Origin of the sequence: Nocardioides sp., assembly GCF_050246775.1 — a bacterium.
In the GTDB taxonomy this organism is placed as follows: domain Bacteria; phylum Actinomycetota; class Actinomycetes; order Propionibacteriales; family Nocardioidaceae; genus Nocardioides.
Window position 1 is genome coordinate 1139301 of sequence record NZ_JBFWVK010000001.1, and the last position, 16398, is coordinate 1155698.

The window sequence follows — 16398 nt, forward strand, 5'->3', positions numbered from 1 at the left end:
CTCAGGTGGAGCGGATCGCCACCACGTCGGCGAACGCCTCCAGCGCCTCACGCACCGGCCCCTGGGGCAACGCACCGAGCAGCGCCTTCGCCTCCTGTGCACGGGCGACCACGTAGGCTCGCGCCTCCTCCATGGCCGGGTGCTTGCGGAGCAGGTCGAGGGCCTCGGCATGCAGCTCGTCACCGCTCAGGTCCCCCGCGAGCAACGACAGCAGTCGCTCGTCGGCCGGATCGGTCGACCGGCGCGCCAGCAGCACCGGCAACGTCGGCACCCCTTCGCGCAGATCGGTGCCGGGGGTCTTGCCGGACTCCTCGAAGTCACTGGCCACGTCGAGGATGTCGTCGGAGAGCTGGAAGGCAGAGCCCACGATCTCGCCGTACGCCGTGAGCGCGGCCTCGATGTCGGCGCTCGCGCCGCCGAACCTGGCTCCGTAGCGCGCCGAGGTCGCGATCAGCGAGCCGGTCTTGCCGGCGACCACCTTGAGGTAGTGCTCCAAGGGGTCTGCCCCGGGCTCGGGAGCAACGGTCTCGAGGATCTGACCCTCGACGAGGCGGGTGAAGGTCTGGGCCTGGATCCGCACCGCGTCAGCGCCCAGGTCAGCGGTCAGCTCCGAGGACTTCGAGAACAGGAAGTCTCCCACCAGGATCGCCACGTGGTTGTCCCACCGCGCGTTGGCCGAGGCCGCACCTCGGCGCAGGTCGGCCTCGTCCATCACGTCGTCGTGGTAGAGCGAGGCGAGGTGGGTCAGCTCGACCACACAGGCCGCGGTGACGACTTCGTCGCTGTCGGCGTCGGGCCCGGCCTCCGCCGCGAGCAGCACCAGCAGCGGCCGGAAGCGTTTGCCGCCGGCCGACATGAGGTGACTGGCGGCCTCGGTGACGAACGGCGTCTGGCCGTGCACGTGTCCCGCGAGGGCTTCCTCCACCACGAGCATCCGGGCCCGCAGGCGCGCAGCGAGCGCGTCGTCGAGGACCGGCAGCGCCAGCCCGGCAGAGGAATCCTGGGTCACTTGATGAATTCTCCCGCACGACCGGCCAGATCGAGAACCGGGCCCGGGATCACCCCGAGGACGACCGTGACGCCGACCGCCAGGGCGATGGTCGCCGAGGTCAGGATCGACGGCGCGGTGACCGAGGGTCCGTCGCCGACCGGCTCGGTGAAGTACATCAGCCGGATCACACGCAGGTAGAAGAACGCGGCCATCGCGCTGGTGAGCACGGCGGCCACGACGACCGGCCACGCGCCGGTGGCGCCGGCGACCTCGAAGACCGCCCACTTCCCGGTGAAGCCCGAGGTCAGCGGGATGCCGGCCATGCCGAGCAGGAAGAGCGCGAAGATGCCTGCCACCACCGGTTCGGTGCGCCCGAGGCCCGCCCACCGCGACAGCTGGGTGGTCTCACCGGCGGAGTCACGCACCGTCGAGACGAGCGCGAAGGCACCGAGGGTCAGGAAGCCGTAGGTGACCAGGTAGAACAGCACGGCCTGCAGGGAGCTGATCTCGCCCGGGCCACGCTCCGAGAGCGCCGTGACACCGAGCACACCGGTGAGCAGGAACCCGGTGTGGGCCACCGAGGAGTAGGCGAGCATCCGCTTGACGTCGGACTGCGCGATGGCGAGCACCGCACCCACGACCATGGTGATGATGGCGATCACCCAGAACAGCGGCTGCCAGCTCCAGCGCTCCGAGCCGAACGCGACGTAGAACAGCCGCATGATCGCCCCGAAGGCGGCCACCTTGGTGGCGGCCGACATGAAGGCGGTGACCGCCGTCGGCGCACCCTGGTAGACATCGGGCGTCCAGGCCTGGAACGGCACCGCGCCGACCTTGAACAGCAGCCCGACCGTGAGCATGCCCATGCCGATCAGCAACAGGGCCCGGTTGTCGTCGGTGTTGCGCATCGCCGAGTCGATCGCCGCGAACTGCATGCTGCCGGCGTAGCCGTAGACCAGCGCGACGCCGTACAGGAAGAAGCCGGAGGAGAACGCACCGAGGAGGAAGTACTTCAGGGCCGCCTCCTGGCTGAGCAGCCGGCGGCGCCGGGCCAGTCCGGAGAGCAGGTACAGCGGCAGCGAGAGCACCTCGAGGGCCACGAACAGCGCGAGCAGGTCGTTGGCCGCCGGGAACATCATCATGCCGGCGACCGCGAACATGAGCAGTGGGAAGACCTCGGTGTGGTCGAGACCACGAGCAGAGGCCTGTCGCTCGGCCTCGGTCCCGGGCAGCGCCGCGGCCTGTCCTGCGAAGGCGGAGAGACCACCCTCGAGGTGGCGCTCGGCGAACAGCAGCACCCCGGCGAAGGCCAGCAACAGGATCAGGCCCCAGAGGAAGACCGTGGGTCCGTCGACGGCGAGGGCACCCTCGGCCACCAGCTTGCCGCGGGCAGCACCGTCACTGTGCACGGTCAGGTCACGCGCGACGAACACGACGCCCACGAAGGCTGCGACCACGCCGGCGCCGGCGAGGACGGACTGGATCACGTAGCGCTTGGCGCGGGGCACGAAAGCCTCGACCAGGACGCCGACACAGGCCACGGCGAAGATGAGCAGCAACGGCCAGAGGACGCCGTACTCGATGGTGGGCTTGGAGAACTCGATCATTCCTGGGCCTCCTCGCCCTGAGCTACATCCGCGGGCGGGTCGGTCTTGCCCACGTGGATCATGGTCGTCTCGGTGGCCGGGTTGATCACGTCGAGCACCGGCTTGGGATAGAAGCCCAGGAACACGAGCGCGATCAGCAGGGGCGCGACGGCGACGACCTCGAGACGGTGCAGGTCACGGATGCCCTCGAGCCCGGCCCGGGTCGGTCCGGTGAACGTGCGGGCGTAGGCGATGAGGATGTACATGGCCGCCAGCACGATCCCGATGACCGCGATCGAGCCCACCCACCAGGCGTAGCTGAACGCACCCAGCATGACCAGGAACTCCGAGACGAACGGCGACAGCCCGGGCAGGCCGAGCGAGGCCAGACCGGCGATGAGGAAGAGGCCGGCCAGTTGGGGCGTCACCTTCTCCATCCCACCCTGCTGACTGATCAGGGCAGATCCACCGCGACGCTTGATCAGGTAGCCCGCGATCAGGAACAACGCCGCCGTGGCCAGCCCGTGGTTGACCATGAACAGGGTGGCGCCGGAGATCCCCTGGCTGTTCATCACGAAGATGCCCAGCACGATGTAGCCGAAGTGGCTCAACGAGGTGAGACCGATCAGGCGGAGCAGGTCGTCCTGCCCGACCGCGATCAGGGCGCCGTAGATCACGCTGATCAGCGCCAGGGTGATGACCACCGGGGTCGCCCAGTCCGAGGCCTCGGGGAAGAGCCCGAGACAGAACCGCAGCATGCCGTAGGTGCCGATCTTGTCCAGCACGCACACCAGCAGCACGCTCGTGCCCGGGGTGGAGGCGGCGGTGGTGTCCGGCAACCAGGTGTGCACCGGGAACAGCGGGCACTTGATCGCCAACGCGATGAAGAAGCCGACGAACAGCCAGCGCCCGGTGTTGCCGCCGATGTCGAGGGCGGCCAGATCGGAGATGAGGTACGACGGGGCTCCGTTGTCGGAGGAGACCACGTAGAGGCCGATGACCGAGGCCAGCATCACCAGGCCGCCGCCGAGCATGAAGAGCAGGAACTTGACCGCCGCCTTGGCGCGGCCCTCCCGCCCGAACGAGCCGATGAGGAAGTACGCCGGGATCAGCGTCGCCTCGAACAGCACGTAGAACAAGAACACGTCGGTGGCCATGAAGACCCCGAGCGCCAGCCCCTCCAGCGCCAGCATCAGCGCGAAGTAGAGGTTGGTGTTGCGCTCGTCGGCGTCGTTCCACGACGCCAGGATCACGACCGGGGTGAGCAGCGAGGTGAGGGCGACCAGGGTCAGCGCCAGACCGTCGACACCGAGCCCGTAATTGGCCCCGAAGGCCTCGATCCAGGTGTGGGTCTCGGTGAACTGCATGCCGGCGCCGGCGTCGTACTGCACCGCGACCGCGACCACGATCGCCAGGGCGAGCAGGGAGAACCCGAGGGCCACCTGCTTGGGCAGGGCAGCGCCGGGGGTGCGCGGCAGGAACGCCGTCACCAGGGCGCCGACCAGTGGGGTCAGGGCCAGGGCTGTCAGCCAGGGGAAGTCACTCATTTTCGGGGTCCTCGCGGAATCTGGAGCGCAGCGAGCGATGTCGTGGGGTGGATCATGCGAAGTTCACCGCCAGGAGGGCCAGGACGACGATGAGCACGCCGGCGAGCACGGAGAGGGCATAGGAGCGGACGTAGCCGTTCTGGATGCGACGGAACCGGGAGGCAAACCCCCCGGTGGCGAGCGCACCACCCTCGAAGACGCCGTCGACCACCGTGCGGTCGAACACGGTCAGGCCACCGATCAGGGCAGTGGTCGGCCCGACCACCAGCTCCTGGTTGATGGCGTCGCCGTACAGGTCGGCGCGCGCGGCCTTGGTGGCGAACGAGACGTCCTGGGGAGCCTCGCGAGGCACCTCACGCGAGCCCACCAGCACCCACGCAGTGGCCACACCGGCCGCCACGGTCAGCACGACGATCAGGGTGAGGACGAGCGCCGGCAGCGGCAGCTCCTCGTGCTCCGCAGTGCCCACCACCGGACTGAGGTAGTCCACGATCCAGTCGTTGAGCAACAGCAGGCCGCCGAGCACCGAGAGGGCGGCGAGCACGATGAGCGGCACCGTCATCACCTTGGGGGACTCGTGCGGGTGCAGGTCCTCCTCCCAACGCTCCTTGGTGAAGAAGGTCATCAGCATCAGGCGGGTCATGTAGAACGCGGTGATACCTGCGCCGAGCGTGGCCAGCACCCCCACCCAGATGCTGTGGCCGTAGGCGGTCTCGATGATCTTGTCCTTGGACCAGAAGCCGGAGAAGCCCGGGAAGCCGATGATCGCGAGGTAGCCCATCGCGAAGGTCAGGAACGTGACCGGGAGCATCTTGCGAAGTGCGCCGTAGTGACGCATGTCGACGTCGTCGTCCATGGCGTGCATGACCGATCCGGCACCCAGGAACATGTTGGCCTTGAAGAAGCCGTGCGTGATCAGGTGGAAGATCGCGAACGCGTAGCCGGCGACGCCGAGACCCGCGCCCAGCATCATGTAGCCGATCTGGCTCATGGTCGACCCTGCGAGTGCCTTCTTGATGTCGTCCTTGGCACAACCGAGGACAGCACCCCACAGGAGCGTGACGACCGCGACGACGATGACGATCGTCTGGGCGTTGGGCGCGTTCTCGAAGATGAAGTTGGAGCGCACGATCAGGTAGACACCGGCCGTCACCATGGTGGCCGCGTGGATGAGCGCCGACACCGGGGTCGGGCCCTCCATGGCGTCGAGGAGCCAGGCCTGCAGGGGCACCTGGGCGGACTTGCCGCAGGCACCCAGCAGGAGCAGCAGGCCGATGATCGTCAAGGTCTTCTCGCTGGCACCGTCGGCGGCGGCGGAGACCCCGCTGAAGGAGATGGTGCCGAAGGTGACGAACATCAACATGATCGACAGCGACATGCCCAGGTCCCCGACCCGGTTCATGATGAAGGCCTTCTTGGCCGCGGCCGATGCCGAGGGCTTGTGCTGCCAGAAGCCGATCAGGAGGTACGACGCCAGCCCGACACCCTCCCAGCCGAGGAACAGGCCGAGGTAGTTCTCCGCGAGCACCAGCATCAGCATCGCGGCCACGAACAGGTTGAGGTAGCCGAAGAACCTCCGCCGACGCTCGTCGTGCTCCATGTAGCCGATGGAGTAGACGTGGATCAGGGATCCGACGCCGGTGATGAGGAGCAGGAACAGCGAGCTCAGCGGGTCGTAGAGCAGGTCCATGCCGACGTGGAACTTGCCGGCGTCGACCCAGTCGAACAGGTGCTGCCCGATGGAGCGGTTGGCCTCGTCACGCCCGAGGAGGGTGAAGAACAGGACCAGGCTCAGCAGGAACGAGCCGACCGAGGTGGCGGTGCCCAGGAGGTGACCCCACTTGTCGGTGGCCTTCCCCCCGATGAGCAGGATCGCGGCACCGGCCAGCGGCAGCGCGATCACCAGCCAGATCAGCGCGAAGGCGCCGTCTGCCTGGGACAGGTCGATGACGGGAATGTGGGCTCCCTCATGAAGTGCGTACATGTGACTGAGCCCCTTAGTACTTCAGCAGGCTTGCGTCGTCGACCGAGGCCGAGCGTCGGGTCCGGAAGATGGTCATGATGATCGCCAGCCCGACGACCACCTCGGCTGCGGCGACGACCATCACGAAGAAGGCCGCGATCTGCCCGTCGAGATTGCCGTGCTGCTTGGCGAAGGCCACCAGGGCGAGGTTCGAGGCGTTGAGCATGAGCTCCACGCACATGAACACGACGATGGCGTTGCGACGGGTCAGCACGCCCACGCTGCCGATGGTGAACAGGATCGCGGAGAGCACGATGTAGGGAGTGACACTCACGGCTGCTCCCCCTTGTCGGTGTCGCCGGTCGAGCGAGGTTCGGTGGTCGAGCGGCCCTCGGTGGTCGAGCGACCCTCGGTGGTCGAGCGAGATTCGGTGGTCGAGCGATATTCGGTGGTCGAGCTTGTCGAGACCACGCCTCCGCTGATCTGGCGCTGCAGCTCGTCGATGCTCTCAGCCATGGCTGGTGCCGACCGGACCGTCCCTCGGGCTGCCAGCACCCGGGACACCGAGGACTCCTCGGCGGTGCCGTCAGGCAGCAGCGCGGGAGTGTCGACGGCGTTGTGTCGGGCGTAGACGCCGGGAGAGGGCAACGGCCCGGGGTGCAACCCGGACTCCGCGAAGTCCTTGATCCTCTTGGCGGCCAGCTCGGCCTGGCCGGCGCGCGGGGTGATCCGCTCGCGGTGGGCCAGCACCATCGCGCCGATCGCTGCGGTGATGAGCAGCGCGCTCGTGGTCTCGAAGGCGAAGACGTACTTGGAGAAGAGCAGGTTGGCGAGCTGTTCGATGTTGCCGCCCCGGTTGGCCTTGTCGAGGCCGACCGCGTCACCGAGGGTCAGCTGACCGAGCGCGACGACCAGCGTGATCCCGAGGAGCAGGCCGAAGACGGTGGCCAGCAGACGCTGGCCCTTGATCGTCTCCACGACCGAGTCGGCAGCATCCACCCCGACGAGCATCAGGACGAACAGGAAGAGCATCAGGATGGCGCCGGTGTAGACGATGATCTGCACCGCGAACAGGAACGGCGCCTCGAGGGCCAGGTAGAGGATGGCCAGGCTCATCATCACCACGGCCAGGAGCAGGGCGGCGTGCACCGCCTTGCGGACGAACAGGATGCCGAGGGCAGCGATCACCATGATCGGCGCGAGGATCCAGAAAGCGATCACTGGTCGGCCTCCTGCGCTTTGAAGTCGCCGCGGTAGTAGTCACCCTCGTCGGTGCCGAGCCGCATGGGGTGCGGGGGCTGCTCCATCCCCGGCAGCAGCGGGGCGAGCAGGTCGGACTTCTCGTAGATCAGGTCGGCCCGGTTGTTGTCGGCCAGCTCGTACTCGTTGGTCATCGTCAGGGCGCGCGTCGGGCACGCCTCGATGCACAGCCCGCACAGGATGCAGCGCAGGTAGTTGATCTGGTAGACCCGCCCGTAGCGCTCGCCGGGGCTGAACCGTTCACCGTCAGGACCGTCGGAGTTGGAGCCACCTTCGACGTAGATGGCGTCGGCCGGGCAGGCCCACGCACACAGCTCGCACCCGATGCACTTCTCCAGCCCGTCAGGCCAGCGGTTGAGCTGGTGACGTCCGTGGAACCGTGGGGCGGTGGGCATCTTCTCGAAGGGGTACTGCTCGGTGACCACCTTGCGGAACATCGTCCGGAAGGTCACCCCGAAACCCGCGACCGGGTCCCAGAACTGCTCCTTGAGCGTGGGCATCAGATCTCCTCAGCGGTCTGCGTGACCGACTTGTCGAACGTGAGCGTGGCAGCAGCGCCGCGGATCGCGCCGCCTGCAGGCATGGGCGGCACCGGGAAGCCGGCGACGTGGGCGTCGAACTCGCCCTCCTCCTCGTGGGAGTCCTCGTCCTTGCCCGGTTCCGGCACGAAGAACAGTCCGAGGAAGATCACCGCGAGGATGCCGATCCCGATCAGCAGGCCGGTCCGGTCGACCCCGCCGTTGAGGCTGATCGCCCGGATGGTCGCGACGGCGACGATCCAGACCAGCGCCACTGGGATGAGGCGCTTCCAGCCGAAGGCCATGAACTGGTCGTAGCGCAGACGCGGCAGCGAGCCCCGCAGCCAGATGAAGATGAAGATGAAGAAGAAGACCTTGCCGAAGAACCACAGCACCGGCCAGTAGTCCTGGTTGGCGCCCGCCCACACGTGGTCGATCCAGAACGGCGCGTGCCAGCCGCCGAGGAAGAGGGTGGTGGCCAGCGCCGACACAGTGGCCATGTTGATGTACTCGGCGAGGAAGAACAGCGCGAACTTGAGCGAGGAGTACTCGGTGTGGAAGCCGCCGACGAGCTCGCCCTCGGCCTCGGGCAGGTCGAACGGCGCGCGGTTGGTCTCACCGATCATGGCGATGGTGTAGATCACGAAGGACGGCGCGAGGATCAGCCCGAACCACAGGTCACCCTGGGCGTCCACGATCTCGCTGGTCGACATCGAGCCGGCGTACAGGAAGACCGCCACGAGGGCGAGCCCCATGGCCACCTCGTAGGAGATCATCTGGGCGCTGGAGCGCAGTCCGCCGAGCAGGGAGTAGGTCGAACCCGAGGACCAGCCGCCGAGCACGATGCCGTAGATGCCGATCGACGCCACGGCCATCACGAACAGCACGGCCACCGGCATGTCGGTGAGCTGCAGAGGAGTCGTCAGGTCGCTGAACGGCACCCCGACCTCCGGTCCGAACGGGATGACCGAGAAGGTCACGAAGGCCGGAATGACAGCGATCACGGGCGCGAGGATGAAGACGACCTTGTCGGCCGCCTTCGGCACGATGTCCTCCTTCAGCGCGAGCTTGACGCCGTCGGCGAGTGACTGCAGCAGACCGAAGGGACCGTTGACGTTGGGGCCGATGCGGTGCTGCATGCGCGCCACGACCCGGCGCTCGAGCCAGATGTTGAACAGGGTGAGCAGCACCAGCACGACGAAGACCAGCACGGCCTTGATGATGACCAGCCAGACCGGGTCCTGCCCGAACTGGGCGAGGCGCTCGTCCATCACAGGGCTCCCTTCACGGTGACCGAACTGCCGGGTGATGCCAGGTCGGCGAGCACCCCGTTGCCGAAGGAGTTCGCCGGCACCCAGACCGTGCCGTCGGCCAGGTCGGCCACCTCGATGGGCAGCGTGACCGACCCACGGTCACCGGTCAGGGTGACGCTATCGCCCTTGAGCATCTCAGCAGTCTCCCGGGACACCCGGGCCACCGGTGTCCGTGCGGTGGCGCGCAGGTTGGCGTCGCCGTCCTGCAGCGATCCGTTGTCGAGCAGCTGCTTCCAGGTGGCAAGGGCGAGCTTGGCCACTCCGACAGGCTCAGTACGACGCTTGAGCACCTTGCGCTCCACCCGCTTGGGAGCAACCGCCGAGGCGGCGCGCTCGCCGTCCCACGGTCCGAACTCCTCCAGCTGGGCCCGCGCCTGCTGCGAGGTCTTGAATCCGAGCGAGGTGCCGGCCTCCTCAGCGATGCCGGCGAGGATCCGCAGGTCCGGAAGGGCGGCCGGGTTGCTGAAGACCGCGTCGAAGGGACGCGGGCGACCCTCCCAGTTGACGAACATGCCCGCCTTGTCCGAGACCGGGGCGACGGGAAAGACCACGTCGGCGGCGCGGGTGACGTCGTTCTCGCGCAGCTCGAGGCTGACCACGAAGCCGGCCGCGCGGATCGCGGCACGAGCACCCGCCGGGTTGGCGAGGTCGTCGGGGTCCACCCCGGCGATCACCAGAGCGCCGAGCTCACCGGCGGTCAGCGCGGCGAGGATGGCGTCGGTGTCACGCCCCACGGCCTCCGGGAGGTGGTCGACTCCCCACGCGGCTGCGGCGTCGACGCGCGCTGCCGAGTCGGTTACCGGCCGACCGCCGGGCAGCAGGTTGGGCAGGCAGCCGGTCTCCAGGGCGCCCCGGTCACCGGCACGTCGCGGCACCCACGCCAGCCGGGCCCCGGACTTCCTCGCCAGGGCGGAGGCTGCACTCAGCGCACCAGGCACGGTGGCCAGTCGCTCCCCGACGAGGATCACGGACGTGGCGTCGAGGCCGTGGTCGGCGTGACCGAGGAGGGAGTCGAGGGCTGCGGGCTCGTCACCGGGGGCGGTCGCGAGGAGCGTGCCGCCCATCTTGTGCAGCCCTCGCGAGGTGTACGGCGCGATCGAGAGCACCCGGGTGCCGGTGCGTGATGCCTTGCGCAGGCGCAGGAAGATGGACCCGGCCTCGTCCTCGGGCTCGAGCCCGGCCAGCACCACCAACGAGGCGGTCTCGAGGTCGGCGTACGAGACGGACTGGGTCAGCACCACGTCGGAGGCCAGGAAGGCGGCCTCCTCGGCGGAGTGCGGCCGAGCCCGGAAGTCGATGTCGTTGGTGCCCAGGACGACCCGGGCGAACTTGCTGTAGGCGTAGGCGTCCTCGGCGGTCAGCCGACCGCCGGTGAGCACGCCAGCGCTGCCGGCCGCCGCGAGCCCGCGGGCGGCCACGGCAAAGGCCTCGGGCCAGGACGCCGCTCGGAGCTCGCCGTCCTCGCCGCGCACCAGCGGGTGGGTGAGCCGGTCGGCAGCGGTGGCGTAGTGGAACGCGAAGCGGTCCTTGTCGGTGATCCACTCCTCGTTGACCTCGGGGTCGTTGCCGGCCAGGCGACGCATCACCTTGCCACGACGGTGGTCGACGCGGATCGCGGAGCCGCACGCGTCGTGCTCGGCGATCGCAGGCGTGGAGACCAGGTCGAAGGGGCGCGAGCGGAAGCGGTACTCCGCGCTGGTCAGGGCACCGACCGGGCAGATCTGGATGGCGTTGCCGGAGAAGTAGCTCTCGAAGGGCTCCTTCTCGTAGATGCCGACCTGCTGCAGGGCTCCGCGCTCGATGAGGGCGATGAACGGGTCACCGGCGATCTGCTCGGAGAAGCGGGTGCAGCGGGCGCAGAGCACGCACCTCTCGCGGTCGAGCAGCACCTGGGCGGAGATGTTGATCGGCTTGGGGAAGGTACGCTTCACGCCGCCCTTGGCCCCGAAACGGGACTCGCCTCGGCCGTTGGACATCGCCTGGTTCTGCAGCGGGCACTCGCCACCCTTGTCGCAGACAGGGCAGTCGAGCGGGTGGTTGACCAGCAGGAACTCCATCACGCCCTGCTGGGCCTTGTCGGCCCCCGGCGAGGTGATCTGGGTGTTGACGACCATGCCCTCGGTGACCGGCAGGGTGCAGGATGCCTGGGGCTTCATCTGACCGGGTGGGCCCTGCATCTGGCGCAGCGACCCGTCGGGGCCGGGCAGGAAGACCTCCACCAGGCACTGTCGGCAGGCGCCGACCGGGGCCAGGAGCGGGTGGTCGCAGAACCGCGGGATCTGCACCCCGATCTCCTCGGCGGCCCGGATCACCAGGGTGCCCTTGGGCACACTGGTCTCGACGCCGTCGATGGTGACGTTGATGAGGTCCGACTTCACGACCTCCGCGCCGCCGTCCTGAGCCTGTCGAACGGTCATGCTGAGGCTCCTTCGGAGACGAAGACGGTCGAGGCGGCCGGGTCGAACGGACAGCCGCCGTGGGTCAGGTGGGCGAGGTACTCCTCGCGGAAGTACTTGATCGAGGAGGAGATCGGGCTGGTGGCCCCGTCGCCGAGGGCACAGAACGAGCGGCCCAGGATGTTGTCACACTGGTCGAGCAGCATCTCGAGGTCGTCCTCGGAGCCATCCCCCTTCTCGAGCCGGGCCAGGGTCTGCACCAGCCACCACGTGCCCTCGCGGCACGGGGTGCACTTTCCACAGGACTCGTGCTTGTAGAACTCGGTCCAGCGCAGCACGGCGCGCACCACGCAGGTGGTCTCGTCGAACAGCTGCAGGGCGCGGGTGCCCAGCATCGACCCGGCGGCACCGACGCTCTCGAAGTCGAGCGGTACGTCGAGGTGCTCGTCGGTGAACAGCGGGGTCGAGGAGCCGCCCGGTGTCCAGAACTTGAGCTCGTGGCCATCGCGCATGCCACCGGCCAGGTCGATCAGCTCGCGCAGGGTGATGCCCAGCGGGGCCTCGAACTGTCCGGGGTTCGTGACGTGACCCGACAGCGAGAAGATGCCGTAGCCCTTGGACTTCTCGGTGCCCATCGAGGCGAACCACTCGGCGCTGTTCGCGATGATGCTGGGCACCGAGGCGATCGACTCGACGTTGTTGATGACGGTCGGGCTCGCGTAGAGCCCGGCCACGGCCGGGAACGGGGGCCGCAAACGGGGTTGGCCGCGACGTCCCTCGAGGGAGTCCAGCAGGGCGGTCTCCTCGCCACAGATGTAGGCGCCCGCGCCGGCGTGCACGACCAGGTCGAGGTCGTAGCCGGTGCCGTGGATGTTCTTGCCGAGGTGCCCGGCGGCGTAGGCCTCCGCCACGGCTGCCTGCAGTCGACGGATGACGTGGAGCACCTCACCGCGGATGTAGATGAAGGCGTGGTTGGCCCGGATCGCGAAGCTGGAGATGATCACGCCCTCGACCAGGGTGTGCGGGCTGGCCATCAGCAGCGGCATGTCCTTGCAGGTGCCCGGCTCCGACTCGTCGGCGTTGACGACGAGGTACTTCGGGTTGGGGTTGGTCTGGGGGATGAAGCTCCACTTCATGCCGGTGGGGAAGCCCGCGCCGCCGCGACCTCGCAGACCGGAGTCCTTGACCGCGGCGATCACGTCGTCGGGAGCCATGGCGAGTGCCTTCTTCAGGGCGTCGTACCCGCCCTGCGACTCGTAGGCCGCCAGCGTCCAGGAGCGCTCCTGGTCCCAGTTGTCGGTCAGCACCGGCGTCAATGTGTCAGTCACTTCTTGCCCTCCTCGACCTTGGTCTCGGACTCGGCGCGGGAGGTGTCGGCCTGTTCGACCGCCTCGACCTTGCTGTCCGCGGTGGAGCCTGCCTTGCCCTGGGCGCCGCCCTCCGGAGCGGTCCAGCCGTTCTCCCGGGCGATCTTCAACCCGACCAGCGAAGCCGGCCCGGCCGAAGGGCCCTCGTCGGCCCGCCCGTCGGGGAACCCGGCGAGCACCCGCTCGGCCTCGCGCCAGGTGCACAGGCGGGCACCGCGGGTGGACTGGACCTCGGTGCCGGCGAGCAGGTCGTCGACCAGGCGTACGGCGGACTCCGGGGTCTGGTTGTCCATGAACTCCCAGTTGACCATCATCACCGGCGCGTAGTCGCAGGCGGCGTTGCACTCGAGGTGCTCCAGCGTGATCGTCCTGGCCGACTCGCCGTCGGGGGTCGTCTCGTCGTTGCCGACGTCGAGGTGGTCCTTGAGGCGCTCGAAGATGAGGTCGCCACCCATGACCGCGCACAGCGTGTTGGTGCAGACGCCGACGTGGTAGTCGCCGACCGGGCGGCGCTTGTACATCGTGTAGAACGTCGCCACCCCGCTGACCTCGGCCGCGCTGATCCCGAGGATCTCGGCACAGGCCTCGATGCCTTCGGGGGTGACCCGTCCGGCGGCGGACTGCACGAGGTGGAGCATCGGCAGCAGTCCCGAGCGCGCCTGCGGATAGCGGGCCGCGATCTCCTGGAGCTCGGCGTAGGTGGTGTCGCTGATCGAGCTCGTCGAGCGCTGTCCTGAGCCTGTCGAAGGGACCTCGGTCATCGGTCAACGCCTCCCATCACGGGGTCGATGGAGGCGATGGCGACGATGACGTCGGCGACCTGGCCACCCTCGCTCATCACGCTCGTCGCCTGCAGGTTGGTGAACGAGGGATCCCTGAAGTGGGCCCGGAAGGGCCGGGTGCCGCCGTCGGAGACCACGTGGGCGCCGAGCTCGCCGCGCGGCGACTCGATGGGCACGTAGGCCTGGCCGGGCGGGACCCGGAAGCCCTCGGTGACCAGCTTGAAGTGATGGATCAGCGCCTCCATGGAGTCACCCATGATGTGCTTGATGTGGTCGAGGCTGTTGCCCATGCCGTCGCTGCCGATGGCCAGCTGGCTGGGCCAGGCGATCTTCTTGTCCGAGACCATCACCGGCGCGCCCTCGAGCTTGCTCAGGCGGGAAGCACACTGCTCGACGATGCGCAGCGACTCCTCCATCTCGTTGAGCCGGACCCGGAAGCGGCCGTAGGCATCGCAGGTGTCCCAGGTCTGGACGTCGAAGTCGTAGTCCTCGTAGCCGCTGTAGGGCTGGGTCTTGCGCAGGTCCCAGGGGTAGCCGCTGGCCCGCAGCGGCGGTCCTGAGAGCCCGAGCGCCAGGCATCCGGCCAGGTCGAGGTGTCCCACCCCTTCGAGCCGGGCCTTGAAGATCGGGTTGGCGTTGCACAGTGCGGCGTACTCGGTGAGGCGCTTGCGCATCAGCTTGATGAAGCTGCCGATCTCGTCCAGGGCACCGTTGGGCAGGTCCTGGGCGACCCCGCCGGGCCGGATGAAGGCGTGGTTCATCCGCAGACCGGTGATGAGCTCGAACAGGTCGAGGACCAGCTCGCGCTCGCGGAATCCGATGGTCATCACGGTCAGGGCGCCGATCTCCATGCCCCCGGTGGCGATGCAGACCAGGTGCGAGGAGATCCGGTTCAGCTCCATCAGGAGCACCCGCATGACCTGGGCCTTCTCGGGGATGTCGTCCTCGATGTCGAGCAGGCGCTCCACGCCCAGGCAGTAGGTCGCCTCGTTGTAGAAGGGCGACAGGTAGTCCATGCGCGTGCAGAACGTGACGCCCTGGACCCAGGAGCGGTACTCCATGTTCTTCTCGATGCCGGTGTGCAGGTAGCCGATGCCGCAGCGCGCCTCGGTGACTGTCTCGCCCTCGAGCTCCAGGATCAGTCGCAGGACGCCGTGCGTGGAGGGATGCTGCGGGCCCATGTTGACCACGACACGCTCGTCGGCCTCCTCGGCGATGCCCTGGACGACGGTGTCCCAGTCCTGACCGGTGACGGTGAACACGCGCCCCTGGTTGGTCTCGGACGCGCCCGCGTAGATGTCTTCGTTCTCGGTGGTTGAGCCTGGCGAAACCATCAGTTGTAAGACCTCCGCTGGTCCGGCGGCGGAACCGTGCCGCCCTTGTACTCCACAGGGATGCCGCCCAAGGGGTAGTCCTTGCGCTGCGGGTGGCCCGGCCAGTCGTCGGGCATGAGCACGCGGGTCAGGGCCGGGTGTCCATCGAAGATGATCCCGAAGAAGTCCCAGGTCTCGCGCTCGTGCCAGTCGTTGGTCGGGTAGATGCCGACGATGCTCGGGATGTGCGGATCGGCGTCGGGGCAGGTGACCTCGAGCCGGATCCGGCGGTTGTGGGTCATCGAGAGCAGGTGGTAGACCGCGTGCAGCTCACGACCGTGGTCATCGGGGTAGTGCACGCCGCTGACGCCCGCGCAGAACTCGAAGCGCAGCTTCGGGTCGTCGCGCAGCAGCAGGGCGATCGCCGGGAGCTCCTCGCGCCGGACGTGGAAGGTGATCTCACCGCGGTGCACCACCACCTTCTCCAGACCCAGGGTGGACTCGATGGCGTCGGCCACGTCGTCGTACCAACCGCCGAACGGTCGCGCTGCAGCCGCCGGGAGCTCGATGGGCTTGACCAGTCCGCCGTAGCCGGAGGTGTCGCCCGTGCCGGATACCCCGAACATGCCGGTGCGTACGCCGACCTGCTCGACCTGCTGGACGTCATCTGCTGGCGGCAGATTCTCCGGTGACTGCTCGACCGCTGCCTGGTCGGGTCCGGTCGAGACCACGTCCTTGTCGTCGCTCACCGAAGCAGGCCCTTCATCTCGGAGGTCGGCAGGGCGTTGAGGGCCTCGGTCTCGAGGTCCTGGATCTGCGCGAGGCGGTTGGCGCCCAGCTTGGTGGCCTGCACCTGGTCGTGGAGCTTGAGGATCGCATCGATCAGCATCTCCGGACGGGGCGGGCAGCCGGGCAGGTACATGTCGACGGGCACGACGTGGTCGACACCCTGCACGATCGCGTAGTTGTTGAACATGCCGCCGGAGCTGGCACACACCCCCATGGCGAGGACCCACTTGGGCTCGGCCATCTGGTCGTAGATCTGGCGCAGGACCGGGGCCATCTTCTGGCTCACTCGCCCGGCCACGATCATCAGGTCGGCCTGGCGAGGACTGGCCCGGAAGACCTCCATGCCGAAGCGGGCGAGGTCGTACTTCGGTCCGCCTGAGGTCATCATCTCGATGGCGCAGCAGGCCAGGCCGAAGGTGGCCGGCCAGAACGACGCCTTGCGCATGTAGCCGGCAACACCTTCGACCGTGGTCAGCAGGACGCCGGAGGGAAGCTTCTCTTCAAGTCCCATGTGGTCAGTGACTCCCTCTGTGGGTGGCGAGGTGCGTGCGGGGGCAGGGTGCGGTCATCGCG

14 protein-coding genes are annotated in these 16398 nt (G+C 68.2%); all 14 read right to left on the reverse strand.

The window, feature by feature from the left end:
* Position 1: 1 nt before the first annotated feature.
* Genes AB7I40_RS05360 through AB7I40_RS05425 form a run of 14 tightly spaced genes read right to left on the reverse strand, consistent with a single transcriptional unit; the run spans position 2 to position 16336 of the window.
* Positions 2 to 1009 (reverse strand): polyprenyl synthetase family protein, encoded by a 1008-nt coding sequence (locus tag AB7I40_RS05360; protein WP_428344015.1) that lies wholly within the window; start codon positions 1007 to 1009, stop codon positions 2 to 4.
* Complete coding sequence (gene nuoN, locus AB7I40_RS05365) at positions 1006 to 2598, reverse strand: NADH-quinone oxidoreductase subunit NuoN (RefSeq protein WP_428344016.1); 1593 nt, start codon at positions 2596 to 2598, stop codon at positions 1006 to 1008. The genes AB7I40_RS05360 and nuoN overlap by 4 nt, the downstream gene beginning before the upstream one ends.
* Positions 2595 to 4124, reverse strand: coding sequence for an NADH-quinone oxidoreductase subunit M (locus AB7I40_RS05370; RefSeq protein ID WP_428344017.1), 1530 nt, complete (start codon positions 4122 to 4124; stop codon positions 2595 to 2597). The genes nuoN and AB7I40_RS05370 overlap by 4 nt, the downstream gene beginning before the upstream one ends.
* A gap of 52 nt (positions 4125 to 4176) precedes the next feature.
* Positions 4177 to 6108, reverse strand: a complete 1932-nt coding sequence (nuoL, locus tag AB7I40_RS05375) for an NADH-quinone oxidoreductase subunit L (RefSeq protein ID WP_428344018.1) — start codon at positions 6106 to 6108, stop codon at positions 4177 to 4179.
* Between the two features lie 13 nt (positions 6109 to 6121).
* Positions 6122 to 6421, reverse strand: a complete 300-nt coding sequence (nuoK, locus tag AB7I40_RS05380; RefSeq protein ID WP_428344019.1) for an NADH-quinone/ubiquinone oxidoreductase subunit 4L family protein — start codon at positions 6419 to 6421, stop codon at positions 6122 to 6124.
* Positions 6418 to 7308 (reverse strand): NADH-quinone oxidoreductase subunit J, encoded by an 891-nt coding sequence (locus AB7I40_RS05385; RefSeq protein ID WP_428344020.1) that lies wholly within the window; start codon positions 7306 to 7308, stop codon positions 6418 to 6420. Before AB7I40_RS05385 ends, nuoK begins: the two co-directional genes overlap by 4 nt.
* Complete coding sequence (gene nuoI, locus AB7I40_RS05390) at positions 7305 to 7847, reverse strand: NADH-quinone oxidoreductase subunit NuoI (protein WP_428344021.1); 543 nt, start codon at positions 7845 to 7847, stop codon at positions 7305 to 7307. The genes AB7I40_RS05385 and nuoI overlap by 4 nt, the downstream gene beginning before the upstream one ends.
* Complete coding sequence (gene nuoH, locus AB7I40_RS05395; protein WP_428344022.1) at positions 7847 to 9136, reverse strand: NADH-quinone oxidoreductase subunit NuoH; 1290 nt, start codon at positions 9134 to 9136, stop codon at positions 7847 to 7849. Before nuoH ends, nuoI begins: the two co-directional genes overlap by 1 nt.
* Positions 9136 to 11595, reverse strand: a complete 2460-nt coding sequence (locus AB7I40_RS05400; protein ID WP_428344023.1) for an NADH-quinone oxidoreductase subunit G — start codon at positions 11593 to 11595, stop codon at positions 9136 to 9138. The genes nuoH and AB7I40_RS05400 overlap by 1 nt, the downstream gene beginning before the upstream one ends.
* Complete coding sequence (nuoF, locus tag AB7I40_RS05405) at positions 11592 to 12902, reverse strand: NADH-quinone oxidoreductase subunit NuoF (protein ID WP_428344024.1); 1311 nt, start codon at positions 12900 to 12902, stop codon at positions 11592 to 11594. The genes AB7I40_RS05400 and nuoF overlap by 4 nt, the downstream gene beginning before the upstream one ends.
* The gene (gene nuoE / locus AB7I40_RS05410; RefSeq protein ID WP_428344025.1) at positions 12899 to 13702 is read right to left on the reverse strand and encodes an NADH-quinone oxidoreductase subunit NuoE; all 804 of its coding nucleotides are present in this window, start codon (positions 13700 to 13702) and stop codon (positions 12899 to 12901) included. The genes nuoF and nuoE overlap by 4 nt, the downstream gene beginning before the upstream one ends.
* Positions 13699 to 15057, reverse strand: coding sequence for an NADH-quinone oxidoreductase subunit D (locus tag AB7I40_RS05415; protein WP_428344026.1), 1359 nt, complete (start codon positions 15055 to 15057; stop codon positions 13699 to 13701). Before AB7I40_RS05415 ends, nuoE begins: the two co-directional genes overlap by 4 nt.
* Entirely contained in the window at positions 15057 to 15785 is a 729-nt protein-coding gene (locus AB7I40_RS05420; RefSeq protein WP_428344027.1) for an NADH-quinone oxidoreductase subunit C, read from the reverse strand. The genes AB7I40_RS05415 and AB7I40_RS05420 overlap by 1 nt, the downstream gene beginning before the upstream one ends.
* Positions 15782 to 16336, reverse strand: a complete 555-nt coding sequence (locus AB7I40_RS05425) for a NuoB/complex I 20 kDa subunit family protein (protein ID WP_428344028.1) — start codon at positions 16334 to 16336, stop codon at positions 15782 to 15784. Before AB7I40_RS05425 ends, AB7I40_RS05420 begins: the two co-directional genes overlap by 4 nt.
* Positions 16337 to 16398: the final 62 nt, after the last annotated feature.

What these genes read in the sequence shown, in the direction of transcription:
- nuoN (WP_428344016.1), bottom strand. Translation starts at nt 2,598, where the DNA reads ATGATCGAGTTCTCCAAGCCCACCATCGAGTACGGCGTCCTCTGGCCG.
- AB7I40_RS05370 (WP_428344017.1), bottom strand. Translation starts at nt 4,124, where the DNA reads ATGAGTGACTTCCCCTGGCTGACAGCCCTGGCCCTGACCCCACTGGTC.
- nuoL (WP_428344018.1), bottom strand. Translation starts at nt 6,108, where the DNA reads ATGTACGCACTTCATGAGGGAGCCCACATTCCCGTCATCGACCTGTCC.
- nuoI (WP_428344021.1), bottom strand. Translation starts at nt 7,847, where the DNA reads ATGCCCACGCTCAAGGAGCAGTTCTGGGACCCGGTCGCGGGTTTCGGG.
- nuoH (WP_428344022.1), bottom strand. Translation starts at nt 9,136, where the DNA reads ATGGACGAGCGCCTCGCCCAGTTCGGGCAGGACCCGGTCTGGCTGGTC.
- AB7I40_RS05400 (WP_428344023.1), bottom strand. Translation starts at nt 11,595, where the DNA reads ATGACCGTTCGACAGGCTCAGGACGGCGGCGCGGAGGTCGTGAAGTCG.
- nuoE (WP_428344025.1), bottom strand. Translation starts at nt 13,702, where the DNA reads ATGACCGAGGTCCCTTCGACAGGCTCAGGACAGCGCTCGACGAGCTCG.
- AB7I40_RS05415 (WP_428344026.1), bottom strand. Translation starts at nt 15,057, where the DNA reads ATGGTTTCGCCAGGCTCAACCACCGAGAACGAAGACATCTACGCGGGC.
- AB7I40_RS05425 (WP_428344028.1), bottom strand. Translation starts at nt 16,336, where the DNA reads ATGGGACTTGAAGAGAAGCTTCCCTCCGGCGTCCTGCTGACCACGGTC.